At 63.4% G+C, this 15,238-nt stretch carries 12 protein-coding genes; 6 read left to right on the top strand and 6 right to left on the bottom strand.

Annotated elements, in window-relative coordinates:
- Positions 1 to 12: 12 nt before the first annotated feature.
- The 3 genes from lpxA to lpxB are packed head-to-tail and all read left to right on the top strand — an operon-like array spanning position 13 to position 2,903.
- Positions 13 to 846 carry an acyl-ACP--UDP-N-acetylglucosamine O-acyltransferase gene (gene lpxA / locus NKJ58_RS02555; RefSeq protein ID WP_023706235.1) on the top strand — a complete coding sequence of 278 codons (834 nt, stop codon included), beginning with the start codon at positions 13 to 15 and terminating at the stop codon, positions 844 to 846.
- Complete coding sequence (locus tag NKJ58_RS02550; protein ID WP_352852763.1) at positions 833 to 1,735, top strand: LpxI family protein; 903 nt, start codon at positions 833 to 835, stop codon at positions 1,733 to 1,735. Before lpxA ends, NKJ58_RS02550 begins: the two co-directional genes overlap by 14 nt.
- The gene (gene lpxB / locus NKJ58_RS02545) at positions 1,725 to 2,903 is read left to right on the top strand and encodes a lipid-A-disaccharide synthase (RefSeq protein ID WP_023726646.1); all 1,179 of its coding nucleotides are present in this window, start codon (positions 1,725 to 1,727) and stop codon (positions 2,901 to 2,903) included. Before NKJ58_RS02550 ends, lpxB begins: the two co-directional genes overlap by 11 nt.
- Positions 2,904 to 3,016: 113 nt before the next feature.
- On the opposite strand, the gene gltA is transcribed toward lpxB, so the two are convergent.
- Both gltA and gltX read right to left on the bottom strand, forming a co-directional pair.
- Complete coding sequence (gene gltA, locus NKJ58_RS02540; RefSeq protein WP_023671037.1) at positions 3,017 to 4,348, bottom strand: citrate synthase; 1,332 nt, start codon at positions 4,346 to 4,348, stop codon at positions 3,017 to 3,019.
- A 181-nt stretch (positions 4,349 to 4,529) separates the two neighbouring features.
- Positions 4,530 to 5,954, bottom strand: a complete 1,425-nt coding sequence (gene gltX, locus NKJ58_RS02535) for a glutamate--tRNA ligase (protein ID WP_023715818.1) — start codon at positions 5,952 to 5,954, stop codon at positions 4,530 to 4,532.
- A 460-nt stretch (positions 5,955 to 6,414) separates the two neighbouring features.
- Between gltX and arr the strand changes: the two genes are divergently transcribed.
- Complete coding sequence (arr, locus tag NKJ58_RS02530; RefSeq protein ID WP_023684701.1) at positions 6,415 to 6,831, top strand: NAD(+)--rifampin ADP-ribosyltransferase; 417 nt, start codon at positions 6,415 to 6,417, stop codon at positions 6,829 to 6,831.
- Between the two features lie 111 nt (positions 6,832 to 6,942).
- Positions 6,943 to 9,399: a ComEC/Rec2 family competence protein gene (locus NKJ58_RS02525; RefSeq protein ID WP_352852762.1), complete on the top strand. Its 2,457-nt coding sequence runs from the start codon at positions 6,943 to 6,945 to the stop codon at positions 9,397 to 9,399.
- On the opposite strand, the gene lexA is transcribed toward NKJ58_RS02525, so the two are convergent.
- A complete protein-coding gene (gene lexA, locus NKJ58_RS02520) occupies positions 9,393 to 10,175 on the bottom strand; it encodes a transcriptional repressor LexA (RefSeq protein ID WP_023684703.1) in 783 nt (260 codons plus the stop codon). The genes NKJ58_RS02525 and lexA overlap by 7 nt on opposite strands.
- Before the next feature lie 205 nt (positions 10,176 to 10,380).
- A complete protein-coding gene (locus tag NKJ58_RS02515; protein ID WP_023688568.1) occupies positions 10,381 to 11,145 on the bottom strand; it encodes a GntR family transcriptional regulator in 765 nt (254 codons plus the stop codon).
- Between the two features lie 167 nt (positions 11,146 to 11,312).
- Between NKJ58_RS02515 and kynU the strand changes: the two genes are divergently transcribed.
- Complete coding sequence (kynU, locus tag NKJ58_RS02510; RefSeq protein ID WP_023696564.1) at positions 11,313 to 12,560, top strand: kynureninase; 1,248 nt, start codon at positions 11,313 to 11,315, stop codon at positions 12,558 to 12,560.
- Between the two features lie 106 nt (positions 12,561 to 12,666).
- On the opposite strand, the gene kynA is transcribed toward kynU, so the two are convergent.
- On the bottom strand, positions 12,667 to 13,503 hold the full coding sequence (gene kynA, locus NKJ58_RS02505; RefSeq protein ID WP_023748414.1) for a tryptophan 2,3-dioxygenase: 837 nt from the start codon (positions 13,501 to 13,503) through the stop codon (positions 12,667 to 12,669).
- Complete coding sequence (locus tag NKJ58_RS02500) at positions 13,500 to 15,125, bottom strand: AMP-binding protein (protein WP_023671045.1); 1,626 nt, start codon at positions 15,123 to 15,125, stop codon at positions 13,500 to 13,502. Before NKJ58_RS02500 ends, kynA begins: the two co-directional genes overlap by 4 nt.
- Positions 15,126 to 15,238: the final 113 nt, after the last annotated feature.

Below are 15,238 nucleotides of genomic sequence, written 5' to 3'. Positions count from 1 at the left end.
TTCGAAATGCTCATGAAAATACAGACTTCAATCCACCCCTCGGCCGTCATCGAGGCCGGCGCGCAGATCGGCGAAGGCGCCGCAATAGGACCTTTCTGCTATGTCGGCGCTGACGCCGTGATCGGTGACCGCGTCGAACTGGTCAGCCATGTCTCGGTGCTGGGCGCGACAACCATTGGCGCCGCGACCAAGGTCTATCCAATGGCGACACTGGGCGGACCGCCGCAGAACACCAAGCACAAGGGCGGCCGCACCACTTTGGTCATCGGCCAGAACTGCACGATCCGCGAAGGCGTGACCATGCATCTCGGCACCGATTCCAGCCGCGGCGAGACGACCGTCGGCGACAACGGCAATTTCCTTGCCTATGCCCACATTGCCCATGATTGCGTCGTCGGTAAAAACGCCACCTTCGCCAATGGCGCGACCCTGGGCGGCCATTGCGAGGTCGGTGACAGCGTCTATATTGGCGGCCTCAGCGCCGTTCATCAGTTCGTGCGTGTTGGTGACAACGCCTTTCTCGGCGGCTGCTCGGCTTTTGTCGGCGATGTCATTCCCTACGCCATTGCGGTGGGCAATCGCGCCAGCCTGCGTGGACTCAACATCATCGGCCTGAAGCGCGCCGGGTTGCCGCGCGCCGAAATCTACCTGCTGCGCAAGGCTTACAAGACCATCTTCGACCGCTCCCGCACTGTCGGCGAGAACATCGAATTCGCCAAGGCCGAGTTTGCGTCGTCGCCGACGGCCATGAAAATCATCGATTTCATCACCAGTCGCGGCAAGCGGCATTTTGCCGTCCCGTCGCTTAAGGGTGGCGACGGCGACGATGCCGATGACGAAGGCTGAGGCCACTTCAACGGGCCTCGATCTTGCGCCGGACGCCAGGGTCGGCATCATTGCCGGCGGCGGTAGCTTGCCGGTCGAAGTTGCCGCCGGCCTGGCGGAGGCCGGACATCCGCCCGTCATCATCCTGGTCGAAGGTCAGGCCGACCGTCAGTCCAACCTCACAATCTATGAGCATGAAAGCCTTGCGTTGGAAGACATCGGCTCGCTGGTTGCGTTGCTGAGGCGCCGGCGGATCACCCATCTTGTGCTTGCCGGCGAGATCAGGCGCAGGCCGCGGTTGGTCGACATGCGTCCGAACCTTGGGCTACTGGCACTTATACCCTCGCTCGCCATGGCGCTTGCCCGCGGCGATGACGGGCTGTTGAAGATATTGACCCGCGGCCTGGAGGCACGGGGCGTCAAGGTTGTCGGTGCGCATGAAGTCGTGCCCCGGCTCGTGGCGGCCGAAGGGCCGCTGACCAAAGCAGTGCCGCGAAAGTCCGACTGGCGCGATATCGAGGCGGCACACGCGGCGGCAAAGGCCATCGGCGCGCTCGACATTGGTCAGGCGGCAATTGCCATCGGTGGCCGCACTGTTGCCCTGGAAGGCGTCGAGGGCACCCACGGACTGCTCGAGCGGACGCAGCAGTTGCGCGGCCATGGCAGGCTGGCCGGCAAGACGCGCGGTGTCCTGGTCAAATGCGCCAAGCCTGGCCAGGAATTGCGTGCCGATCTGCCATCTATTGGCCCCCAGACCGTCGAGGCGGCGCATGCCGCGGGGCTCGCCGGCATTGCCGTCGAAGCCGGCCGTTCGCTCATCCTCGAAGGCCCCGCCGTTGTCGCGCGCGCCAATGCGCTCGGCCTGTTCGTGTTCGGCCTGCCGGCTGCGGAGTCTGTCCATGGCAGCTGAGAAGCCGCTGAAGATTGCCATCGTCGCCGGCGAAGAATCCGGCGACCTGCTGGGCGCCGACATCGTGCAGGCGCTGAAGCGCATGACCGGGCGCGAGGTGCAACTCGTCGGCACTGGCGGGCGGCATCTGCAGGCGCTCGGACTGGCGCCGCTGTTCGACGGCGCCGAGATCGCGCTGATGGGGCTCAGCGCGATCCTGCGTGACCTGCCGCGCCTGATGCGGCGGATCAGCCAGACGGCAAGTGCTGTCGCCGCCGAAAAACCCGACTGTCTGATCACCATCGACAGCCCCGATTTCTCGCTGCGCGTCGCCAAAAAGGTCCGCGCCACCGATACGTCGATCCCGATCGTCCATTATGTCTGCCCGAGCGTCTGGGCGTGGCGGCCGGGTAGGGCGGCCGCGATGAAGCCCTATGTCGACCACATACTGTGCATCCTGCCTTTCGAGGTAAAGGAGCTCAGCCGTCTCGGCGGCCCGCCCGGCACTTACGTCGGACATCGCCTCACGCATGATCCAGGCGTGCTGGGCGCGGCCAGGGCGCAAGCCCAGCCACGCGATCTCTCGGCCGATCACGTCAAGACGCTGCTCGTCCTGCCAGGGTCGCGGCGCGGCGAGGTGAGCCGGCTTATCGGTCCGTTCGGCGAGACGGTGTCGGCGCTGCGCGCGCGTGGCCACCGGCTGCGGCTGTTGCTGCCGACGGTGCCGCATGTCGCCGAACTGGTCAAAACATCGGTGGCGCGCTGGGATCAGGAGCCGGAAGTCATCCTCGATCCCGAGCGCAAATGGCAGGCCTTCGGCAAGGCCGATGCGGCGCTGATCGCGTCTGGAACGGTGTCACTGGAACTGGCGATGTCGGGTGTCCCGATGATCTCTTGCTACAAGTTCGATCCGATCATGCTGATGGCGCAGAGCCTGATCACGGTGTGGAGCGCTGCTTTGCCCAACCTTATTGCCGACCGGCCGGTCGTGCCGGAAAGCTACAACCAGTATGTGCGGCCGCACTATCTGGCGCGGCAGCTCGAGGCACTGTTCTCAGACACCGCCTACCGCGCTTGGCAAAAGGACGGCTTTGGCGAGGTTGCCAGACGCATGGCCACCGACAGGCCCTCCGGCGACATCGCCGCCGATGTCGTTCTTCGCCACATCGGGAGAGCGAATAGGGCTTAGCGAGTGAATAGTGAATAGTGATTAACGAGCTCTCGACTATAATCAAGCTGCTACTTACTACCTGCTATTACCTACCTGCTATTCACTACTTACCATTCACCATTCACTCTCTTTCACCTTTTCGCAATCGGCACGTAGTCGCGTTCCGGCGCGCCGGTATAGAGCTGGCGCGGGCGGCCGATCTTCTGGTGGGGATCCTCGATCATTTCCTTCCACTGCGCGATCCAGCCGACGGTGCGCGCGACCGCGAACAGCACGGTGAACATGGTGGTGGGGAAGCCCAGCGCCTTCAGCGTGATGCCGGAATAGAAATCGACGTTCGGATAGAGCTTCTTTTCGATGAAGTAGGAATCGGTCAGCGCGATCTTTTCCAGCTCCATGGCGATGTCGAGCAGCGGATCGTCCTTGATGCCGAGTTCGCCGAGCACCTCATGCGCCGTCTTCTGCATGATTTTCGCACGAGGATCGTAGTTCTTGTAGACGCGATGGCCGAAGCCCATCAGCCGGAACGGATCGTTCTTGTCCTTGGCGCGGGCGATGAATTCCGGGATGTGGTCGACATGGCCGATTTCTCCCAGCATGTTGAGCGCCGCCTCATTGGCGCCGCCATGCGCCGGGCCCCACAGGCAGGCGATGCCGGCGGCGATGCAGGCGAACGGATTGGCGCCCGACGAGCCTGCAAGCCGCACGGTCGAGGTCGAGGCGTTCTGCTCGTGGTCGGCATGCAGGATGAAGATGCGCTCCATGGCGCGCGCCAGCACCGGATTGATCTTGTATTCCTCGCACGGCACCGCAAAGCACATGTGCAGGAAGTTGGCGGCGAAGTTCAGCTCGTTCTTCGGGTAAATGAAGGGCTGGCCGATATGGTATTTGTAGGCCATGGCCGCAATCGTCGGCATCTTGGCGATCAGCCGCATCGAGGCGACCATGCGCTGGTATGGGTCCGAAATGTCGGTGGAGTCGTGATAGAAGGCCGACAGCGCGCCGACCACACCGCACATCACAGCCATCGGATGCGCGTCGCGGCGAAAGCCGGTGAAGAAGCGCGACATCTGCTCGTGCACCATGGTGTGGCGCGTTACCCGGTAGTCGAAATCGTCCTTCTGCGCCTTGGTCGGCAGTTCGCCGTAGAGCAGGAGGTAGCAGACTTCGAGGAAGTCGCCATGCTCGGCCAGCTGGTCGATGGGGTAGCCGCGGTGAAGCAGGATGCCGGCATCGCCGTCGATGAAGGTTATCGCCGACTCGCAGCTCGCCGTCGAGGTGAAGCCGGGATCGTAGGTGAAGGCGCCGGTGGTGTTGTAGAGCGCACCGATGTCGATGACGTCGGGCCCGACCGAGCCGCTTCGCACCTTGAATTCATGCGTCTTGCCGGCCAGTTCGAGCGTGGCAGTCGACGGGTGCGTCGTCTTGCTGCCGGTTTCCAGTCTTGTCGCAGCTTCGCTCATTCTCAAACTCCTTCATGTTCCTCATGCCGGCAAGGCAATTCCTGCAAACGACACGTCGAAATCACCGGAATGCGCGAACTCGCCACCGCATTTTGGGAGGTGCGTGCCAGATTAGGCCAAGGCCTAATGTTGCACTGCGAAACCCGCCTTTCAATGCCAATCTTCTTGGGCCAGTTCGCTCCTAATCGATTTGATCCGCAATCCGCGCCAGGCTTTCCTCGCGGCCAAGCACGGCGAGCACGTCGAACACGCCGGGCGAGGTGCTGCGGCCGGTAAGGGCCGCCCGGAGCGGTTGGGCCACGGCGCCGAGCTTGTGGCCGCCTGCCGTCGCGAACTCGCGCACCGCGGCTTCAGCCGCGGCAGCCGACCAATCGCCCGAAACAGTCTGCAAAGCGGCATGTGCGCCGCGCAGGATCGCGCGCGCGTCGGCATTGAGCAGTGCTGCCGCCTTCTCGTCGATCGGCAGCGGCCGCTCGACGAACAGGAAGGCCGCGCCATCGGCCAGTTCCACCAGCGTCTTGGCGCGCTCTTTCAGGCCCGGCAAGGCGGCCAGCAGCTGCGCCTTCCTGGCATCGTCGAGACGGGCGGCGATAGCCGGTCCGCCTTCGAGGTATGGCAGAGTGGCGACGAAAATGTCGAACAGCTCGGTATCGGCCATCTTGCGCATATGCGCGCCGTTGATCGACTCGAGCTTGGCGAAGTCGAAGCGCGCCGCACCCTTGTTGACATCGCCGATGTCGAACCACGAAATCATGTCCTTGATCGACATGATCTCGTCGTCGCCATGGCTCCAGCCGAGCCGTGCCAGATAATTGAGCAGCGCCTCGGGCAGATAGCCCATGGCGCGATAAGCCTCGACGCCGAGTGCGCCGTGCCGCTTCGACAGCTTGGCGCCGTCGGCGCCGTGGATCAGCGGGATATGCGACATCGACGGGACGTCCCAGCCCATCGCGTTGTAGATCACCGTCTGGCGCGCGGCGTTGGTCAGATGGTCGTCGCCACGGATGATGTGGGTGACGCCCATGTCATGGTCGTCGACGACGACGGCATGCATGTAGGTCGGATTGCCGTCCGAGCGCAGTATGATGAAATCGTCGAGGTCCTTGTTGGGGAAGCGCACCTCGCCCTGCACACGGTCGTGCACCACGGTTTCGCCCTCGGTCGGCGCCTTGATGCGGATGGCGCCCTTGACGCCGGGAGGCGCCTCCGAGGGGGCACGATCGCGCCACTGGCCGTTGTAGCGAGGCGGCAGGCCCTTGGCGCGTGCGGCCTCGCGCATCGCCTCGAGCTCGGCAGGCGTCTCGTAGCTGTAATAGGCCTTGCCCAGGCGCACCAGCTCCTCGGCCACCTCACGGTGGCGCGGCGCGCGCTCGAACTGCGATATGGCCTCACCGTCCCAGGAAAGGCCGAGCCAGGTCAGCCCATCCAGAATGGCCTGTGTCGCCGCCTCGTTGAAGCGTTCGCGGTCGGTGTCCTCGATGCGCAGCACCATCGTGCCGCCGGTGTGCTTGGCGTACAGCCAGTTGAACAGCGCCGTGCGCGCGCCGCCGATATGCAGATAGCCGGTGGGCGAGGGGGCAAAACGGGTGACGACCGTGTCGGACATGGAACTCTCGGGAAGCTTGGAAAGCGGGGCGTGATCGCGCGGACTTTCGCGCTTTGCGCGTTCATGTAGCATAGGAGGTCTGGGGCGCAAGGGGCAGACCCGATGGCTGGACGAGGCCGGGGCACGTCGGCAATTATCGGTTGCGTCAACAGGCCGGAGCCTTGTAGCACAAAATCTGTTCGCACCTCCGCGCAACCTCATTTGGCAGCAGCGTCAATGTCTGGGTTTCATTCGGCTGCAGCGTCCGTCACAGTGCCTGGAACATCGCTGCGACGGTGGTAGCCCCCTCTGACGAGCGGACATTTCTTCACGGATGCGGCACTGCCCGACTACAACGCCGCCGTGACAGCGTTGGCTTGGTCACGCATATTGACCTTTCTGCAATCATTATCGTGAACACCGCAACTGTGTGCAGGCCGGTCTCGCCACGAAGGAGGCATGATTGAAAGAAGGACTACCGATGACCGAAAACGCCGACCATACGGAGGGTGATCCGTTCTACCATGGTACCCGGGCGGATTTGAAACCCGGGGATCTGCTGAGCGTCGGCCACCCTTCCAATTTCAGAGGTAAACCACTGTCATGGATCTATTTCACCCAGACACTGGAAGCCGCCATCTGGGGAGCAGAGCTTGCAACGGGTGACGGTCGTCAAAGGATTTACATCGTAAAGCCGACGGAGTTTTTTATGGATGACCCTAACCTGACCGACAAAAAATTTCCCGGTAATCCGACGAAATCCTACCGCTCCCGTGATCCGTTGCTCATCCTGGGTGAACTCGGTGAATGGCAGGGTCATACACCGGAACAATTGAAGGCAATGCACGATGGGCTTGCTCGCCTGAGAGCGGAGGGCCAGGATATGATTGAGGATTGAGCGTCCTTGCCAGGTGATGGTCGATTCCGGCGCGGTGGACGTGATCACGCGGACTTTCGCGCTTTGCGCGTTCATGTAGCATAGGGGTCTGGGGCGCAAGGGGCAGACCCGATGGCTGGACGTGGCCGGGGCACGAAGGAAGGCGAAGGCGCCGAGGCAAGCGTCAGCGAACGCTCGCTGTTTGCCGATAGTCCCTATGCCGAGCCGCTGCCCCTCGCGCTGCCTGAGCCGCATCCCGGCGTCGCGCCTGCGCTGCCCGGTCACGCGTTGCCGGCGCAAGTCACAGCGCCCGGATCTATCGCCCGTCTGCGCAGACGGCTTCGCCGTCCGTCATGGCCCGCGCTCCGCCGCAGCCTTGCCGTGGCCGCCAACACGGAGCTCGACCGGGGCGTCGCCTTCCTGCTGGTGCCGGTTTTCCTGGCGGCCGGCGTCATCATTTATTTCTCGCTGGCCGGCGAGCCGGGCTTTGCGCAGCCAATCGCCATTGTGGTGCTGGCGACATGTTGCGCTGTCGCCACGCGATCGCGGCCGAGGACGCATCTGTTCTGCATGGCCGCGATGCTGTGCGCGCTCGGCGTCGTCGCCGCCAAGGTCGAGACCTGGCGCGCCGGAACGCAGATGCTCGGCTCCGAGATCCAGACACGGCTGACCGGCCGCGTCGTCAGTCTCGAACAGATGGAAAGCGGCCGCATCAGGCTGACGCTCGATGTGGTTTCGACCGCTTACCCCGAGCTGCGCTACGCCCCGGAGCGGGTCAGGCTCTCGGCGCGGACCGTTCCCGCCGATATGACCGCCGGCTCCCTGATCACCGGCTATGCCAGGCTGTTGCCGCCGACCGGTCCGGTGCGGCCGGAGAGCTACGATTTCTCCTTCGACAGCTATTTCACCGGTATCGGCGGCAGCGGCTTCTTTCTCGGCAATCCGAAAACCATTGCTACGCAGGGACCGCCGCCGCTGACCGCGCGGCTCTCCTCGGCAATCGAGAACGCGCGCGAAAACATTGCCGACCATATCAGGGGCAAAATCGGCGGCGCCGAAGGCGAGATTGCCGCGGCGTTGATTGTCGGGGTGCGCGCCGGCATCCCGGACGAGGTCAACGAAGCGATGCGGCGCACCGGCATCTACCACATCATCTCCATCTCCGGCCTGCACATGGCGCTGGTTGCCGGCACCATCATGGCGTTGCTGCGTGGCGCCTTTGCGCTGTTTCCCGATTTCTCTTCGCGCCGCCCAGTCAAGAAATATGCAGCAGTGGCAGCACTCGTCTCCATCGCCGCCTATCTCGTCATTTCAGGCGTCGTGGTTGCCGCCGAGCGCAGCTTCATCATGCTGGCGGTCATGCTTGTCGCCGTGCTGTTTGATCGCGCCGCACTCACCATGCGCAATCTGGCGATCTCCGCCATTGCCGTCATCCTGGTGTCGCCGCACGAGGTGGTCGGTCCCAGCTTCCACATGTCGTTTGCCGCCACCGCCGCCCTTGTCGGCGCCTATGCCGGCTGGGCCGATTACCGCGCCGACAAGGTGAGAACGCCGCCGGCAAAGCGCTCCTTCGTCGGCTTCCTGTCGCGAAAATTCGCGCTGGCCATGGGCGGCCTCGCCATGACCTCGATCATCGCCGGCAGTGCAACCTTGCTGTTCGCCATCTGGCATTTTCAGCGTGTGTCGCCGCTCAGCCTGATCGCCAATCTGGCCGTGATGCCGATTGTTTCGTTGATCGTCATGCCTTTTGCCGTGCTCAGCGCACTGGCGATGCCGTTCGGCGCCGACGGGCCGTTCCTCTATGTGATGGGCAAGGGTCTGATGGCGATGATCGCTATATCGGCCTGGATTTCCGAGCGCTCGCCGGTCGACGCCGTCGGGCTGATCTCCATCCGCTCGGTGCTGTTGGTGGCGGTCGCCCTCGTCATCGCCACCATGGCCACCACCTGGCTCAGGTTGGCGGCCGTGCCTTTCGCGCTGGCCGGCCTGTTGACGGTGCCGCAGGTGCTTACGCCCGACGTGCTCATATCCGAGGATGCGCATCTGGTGGCCATGCCGATCGGTGGCGGCGAACTCGCCCTCAACCGCGAACGCTCCAACGAATTCACCACGGACAATTGGAAACGGGCGCTGCGGGCCGAAACCATTATCCCACCTGAGATTTTCGAGTCAACAGATACGCGGTTCGATCTCGATCCGCTCGATCTGCCGCCCGGCTCGCCCTTCTATTGCACCGGCGATCTCTGTATCGCCCGGCACCCTTCCGGAGCCATTGTAGCGCTTGCGAAAGACCGCAAGACGGCGCGGCCGGCCTGTGCCTTCGCGAGCCTGATCGTCATCGATGACGCCACCGCCTACAATCCGTGCCGCGACCCGCTGGTGCTGGTCGTGACGAAGAAACAGCTGGCCCGCGACGGCAGCGCCGCCGTCTTCTTCGATCCGCAATCGGCAGCTGCAGCGCCAACCATCCGCTTCGCCGTCGACAAGCCGTATCGCCCCTGGCACGAGCAACGCCGCTTCTCCCGCGAAGCGCGCGGCCTGCCGCCTTACAACCAGCGTGAAAAGTACAAACCCAAGCCGGCTCAGTAGCGCCGGATCAATCCGACAAGCTTGCCCTGCACCTTCACCCTGTCCGGTCCAAAAATGCGGGTCTCGTAGGCCGGGTTGGCGGCTTCCAGGGCGATCGAGGCGCCCTTGCGGCGGAAGCGTTTCAGGGTCGCTTCCTCATCGTCGACCAACGCCACCACGATCTCGCCGGGGCTGGCTGTGTCGGCATTGCGGATGATGACCGTGTCGCCATCGAAAATGCCGGCCTCGATCATCGAATCGCCCTTGACCTCGAGCGCGTAGTGTTCGCCGCCCATGATCATATCGGGCGGCACCGAGATCGAATGGGTCTGATGCTGGATGGCGTCGATCGGCACGCCGGCGGCGATGCGTCCCATAACCGGGATTGAAATCGCGGAAACGGCATCGTCATTGCCGGCCGACATCGAACGCGACGGCGAGCCCGGCTTGATCTGGCGGCCGAGACCGCCTTGGCCCAACGCGCCTTGTCCTTGGCCGCCTTGCCCTTGGCCGGTTTGACCAAGACTGCCCTGAATGACGCTCGGCGAAAACTTCCTCGCCGCATTGAGGCCTGGTGCGATCGAGTCGGGCAGCCGCAGCACTTCCAGCGCGCGCGCCCGGTTCGGCAGCCGGCGAATGAAACCGCGCTCCTCAAGCGCTGTGATCAGTCGGTGGATGCCGGACTTGGAGGCGAGGTCGAGCGCTTCCTTCATCTCGTCGAAGGACGGCGGGATTCCGCTCTCCTTCAGGCGTTCATGGATGAACATCAGAAGCTCATGTTGTTTGCGCGTCAGCATCGCGGCCCCCAAGGGTTCTGAAACCAGAATCAGAAAAAACAAACCCAGAACAAACACTATCTGTTCCAGTTGTGTTCCGCAACCTTTTAAAGTTTAATGAATGTGTTGACGTTTTGTTCAGCGTAACGTTCGGCGCTGCGAGCGCCGCCTGCGCCCAGTTGCCAGCAACGGGGTGAAACGAAGACAAAGTGCCCTGCGTCGTCGGCTACGATCGCCGCTTCCTTTTCGGACGGGGCTGCGCAGCATCCGCGCCGGGTTCGCTCTGGGCATAGACCTGCAGCGTGTAGCCGATGTGAGCGGTCATCAGAGTTTTCGCACGTTCGACGTCGCGATCGAGGGCCGCTTCCATCAGGGCGGTATGGTGTTCGATCGCCACGGCGTCGCGCAGGGCCGCCACGGCCTTCCGGTGGCCATCCGTGCGGCCGGCGGCGGCGCGCAGCGTCGGGGCCAGACCCAGAAAGCGGTGATGGCGATGCAATTGGTCGGAAATCGTCGCATTGAAGCGCAGCAGCCAGCTGGATGTCGCGGCACTGAGCAGCGCCGCATGGAAGGCATCGTGTTTTTCGTACCACGCGTCGACCGCATCATCCGATGGATCGTCGAGAACAGACCCGCACCGTGAGAGACGATAGTGGGCGGCAACGACCGCGTCTTCCCACTCACGGTCGCCCTCCTCGATCGATTCCACCAGCAGGGGCAGTTCGACCACCAGCCGCGCACGCGCCAAATCCTCGAGCTCCGCCCGAGAGACGGGAGCGACCGCAAACCCGCGGTTGCTGATGGCGGTCACAAGCCGTTCCGCCTCCAGCCGCGACAGCGCCTCGCGCAACGGCGTCCAGCCGATGCCGTAGGTGTTGCGCAGCGTGCTCAGCTTCAACGGCGCGGCAGGCGCCAGCCGGGTCGCAAGAATATCGCGCCTGAGCAGGCGATAGGCCGCTTCCGTCTTCGAGGTCTGCTCGTCATCCAGCATCGTGATCCATCAGACATAAACGCTCGGCGGATCATTATATATCAAAGCCTTTCAATGGGTGAATTATATATAATGTTTGACAGTTCAAGGGCGACCACTCAAGATCGCCGGCATGTTTGGGCGGCAGGCTCCGCCGCGCGCGTTTGTCCATGGAGGGGCGCCGGATCATGAGCACGACACCCGATCTCGCTACAATCGAAGCAATGGATGCCGCCGATCCGCTGCGCTCCATGCGCGAACGCTTTGTCTTGCCGCAAGGCGTGATTTATCTCGACGGCAATTCCCTGGGCGCCGCGTCAGCGGTCGTCTTCAGCGAACTGCAGCAGGCCGCCACGCAGGAATGGGCGCACGATCTCATTCGCGCCTGGAACACCGCCGGCTGGTTCAACATGCCGGTGGAACTCGGAGATCAGCTCGGGCGACTGATCGGCGCGGCTGATGGGCAGACGGTGGTCTGCGACACAACCTCGATCAACATCTACAAGCTGCTGCACGCAGCGCTCGGCATGCGGCCGGATCGGTCGGTCATCGTTGCCGAGGGCGACAGTTTCCCGACCGACCTCTACATGGCCGAAGGCGTCGCCTCGACCCGGCCGGGAACGCGGCTGCGGCTGGAGGGCGTCGACGCGGCCGCAATCGAGGAGCTGATCGACGACAGCGTTGCCGTCATCCTGGTCAACCACGTCAACTACAAATCCGGCCAGTTGCGCGACATGGCGGCGCTGACGCGCAAGGCACATGACGCCGGCGCGCTGATCATCTGGGATCTCTGCCACACGGCCGGCGCCTTGCCGGTCGAACTTGACCGTGCCAATGCCGATTTCGCCGTCGGCTGCACCTACAAATACCTCAATGGCGGCCCGGGCTCGCCAGCCTTCATCTACGCGGCCGAGCGCCACCATGACGATGCCCACCAGCCGCTCAGCGGCTGGTGGGGCCATGCGCGGCCCTTTGCCTTCGAGCAGGGCTTTGCCGTCGGCAGCGGCATTCGCCGCTTCCTGTGCGGAACGCAGCCGGTGCTGTCGATGCGGGCGCTCAAGGGCGCGCTCGATATCTGGAACGACGTCGATATGGCGGCGGTGCGCAGAAAAAGCATCGCGCTGACCGACCTGTTTATCCAGCTCGTCGAAGCCAGATGCGGCGCCTACGGGCTTGAACTGGAAAGTCCTCGCGACGGCAGCCAGCGCGGCAGCCAGGTGTCGTTCCTCCATCCGCATGGCTATCAGGTGATGCGCGCGCTGATCGAGCGCGGCGTGATCGGCGATTTCCGGGCGCCGTCGACCATCCGTTTCGGCTTCACGCCGCTCTATGTCGGATATGGCGATGTCTGGCAGGCGGTCGAAGTCCTGGAGGATATTCTGCGCACCGGCGCCTGGCAGGACGCCCGCTTCGCGGTGAAGACCGCGGTCACCTGAGGAACTAGAGCAATTTCAGGAAAAGTGTGAAGCGGTTTTCCGTCCGCAATTGCGTCAAATCAAAGAGCTAGAGCATTTCGCCGTTTACGTTAAACGGTGAAATGCTCTAGAGCCGGGTGCGGACCGTCCAGAGCTCCGGAAACAGCACAACCTCCAGCATCTTCTTCAGATAGGAGGCGCCTGAGGTGCCGCCCGTGCCGCGCTTCAAGCCGATGATGCGCTCGACCGTGGTGACGTGGTTGAAGCGCCAGCGGCGGAAGTAATCCTCGAAGTCGACCAGCTTCTCGGCCAGTTCGTAGAGCATCCAGTAGCGCTGCGGGTCGCGGTAGACGGTTTGCCAGGCAGCCAGCACGTCTTCGTTCTCGACGCGCGTCTCGCGCCAGTCCGTGCGCCCGGCATCGGCGCCGATGTCGAAGCCATTGCGCGCCAAAAGCAGAAGCGCCTCGTCGTACAGCGACGGCGTGGCCAGGATCGCTTCCAGCCTGTCCGTAAGATCGGGCCGGTGCTTGTGCGGCCCGAGCATGGCTAGGTTGCGGTTGCCGGCCATGAACTCGATAGCGCGGTACTGCCACGACTGGAAGCCCGAGGATTGGCCGAGCGCGTCGCGAAACTCGGTGTATTCGCTTGGCGTCATCGTGCGCAGCACGTCCCAGGCATTGTTGAGCTGCTCGAAGATGCGCGCGACGCGAGACAGCATCTTGAAGCTCGGTTCGAGGCGGTCGGCGCGGATAGAGCGGATCGCGGCGCCGATCTCGTGCAAAGCGAGCTTCATCCACAATTCCGATGTCTGATGCTGGATGATGAACAGCATCTCGTCATGGGCCGAAGACAGCGGCGCCTGCGCATCGAGCACCTTGTCCAGCTGCAGATAGTCGCTGTAGGACATCCGCTCCTTGAACGACATCTGCGCGCCATCGGACGCCGGATCGTGCGGCTTAATCAATTGCTCTTCTCCGCGCGCAACCGGAAGCGCTGGATCTTGCCGGTCTGGGTTTTGGGCAAGGCGTCGATGAACTTCACCGAACGCGGATATTTGTAGGGCGCGATCGTTGCCTTGACGTGGTCCTGCAGGCGTTTGACGGTCAATGCGTCCGGCGAAACACCTTGCACAAGCACGATATGCGCCTCGACGATCTGGCCGCGTTCACCGTCCTCGGCGCCGGTCACCGCGCATTCGGCGACGTCGGGATGCGAGAGCAGCGCCGCTTCGACCTCGGGGCCGGCGATGTTGTAGCCGGCGCTGACGATCATGTCGTCGGAACGCGCGGCGAAGTGGAAGAAGCCATCCTCGTCCTGCGTGAACGTATCGCCGGTGAGATTCCAGCCATCGCGGACATAGTCCTTTTGCCTGGCATCGGCCATGTAGCGGCAGCCGGTCGGGCCGCGCACCGCCAGCCGGCCAGTAGAGCCGCGCGGCAGCTCCCGCATCTCGTCATCGACGATGCGTGCCTGATAGCCGCCGACGGGTTTGCCGGTGGAGGCCGGCTTCATGTCGTCGAAGCGGTTGGAGATGAAGATATGCAGCATCTCGGTGGCGCCGATCCCATCGAGGATCGGCTTGCCGGTCTTCTCAGTCCATTCCTCGAAGACAGGCGCCGGCAGCGTCTCGCCCGCCGAAACCGCGACGCGCAGCGAGGACAGGTCAGCGCCTTGATCCATGGCCTTGAGCATGGCCCGATAGGCGGTTGGAGCGGTGAAGGAAATGGTCGCTTTGTAGGTCTCGATGATGTGGATCATGTTGGGTGGCGTCGCCTGTTCCAGCAGCGTCGCCGCGGCGCCGAAACGCAGCGGGAAGATGGCGAGCCCGCCAAGACCGAAGGTAAAGGCAAGGGGCGGGGAGCCGACGAAGATGTCGTCGGGCGTCACCTCCAGGATTTCGCGGGCATAGGCGTCGGCGACGATCAGCAGGTCGCGGTGGAAATGCATCGTCGCCTTCGGCACGCCGGTGGTGCCGGAGGTGAAGCCGAGCAGGGCGACATCGTCGCGGCCGGTGTTGACGGCAGTGAAGGTGACCGGCTTGTCGAGGGCGGCGCGGTCGAGTTCCGCGTCATGGTTGGCCGTGCCGTCGAAGCCAATGACCTGCTTGAGATACGCACTGCCCTTGGCGCAGGCGGTCATCTCGTCCATCAGCCTTGTATCGCAAAGCGCAACCGTGATTTCCGCCTTGTCGACGATCTTGGCGAGTTCGCCGGCGCGCAGCATCGGCATGGTGTTGACGACCACCGCGCCAACCTTGGTGGCGGCCAGCCAACAGGCGACCATGGCCGGGTTGTTGGCCGAGCGGATCAGCACCCGGTTGCCCGGCTTGACGCCATAATTCTCGACCAGGGCATGGGCGAGCCTGTTGGTCCAGTCGGACAGTTCCTTGTAGGTGCGGCGGCGGCCATTGCCGATCAGCGCGGTGTGGTCGCCGAACCCTTTTTCGACCAGCCTGTCGGTCAATTCGACGCCGGCATTTATGTGGTCGGGATAGTCGAAGCCGTCGAGCAAAAACTCCGGCCATTGCTCCGGCGGCGGCAGGTTGTCGCGCGTGAATGTGTCGATATGCGCTGATGGCCCAAGCATTTTCGGCTGCCCCTGTCTGCCTCGCGCCCATGGCTGAACAAGGCGCAGGATCGCACCAGTCGAAATTTGTTTCAAGCCTAAAATGTTTTTAGGTCGCAGCATTGACGCCGCCC

It is taken from the genome of Mesorhizobium sp. M0139 (assembly GCF_040322455.1).
In the GTDB taxonomy this organism is placed as follows: Bacteria; Pseudomonadota; Alphaproteobacteria; order Rhizobiales; family Rhizobiaceae; genus Mesorhizobium.
This window is presented reverse-complemented; position numbering and strand designations above follow the sequence as displayed.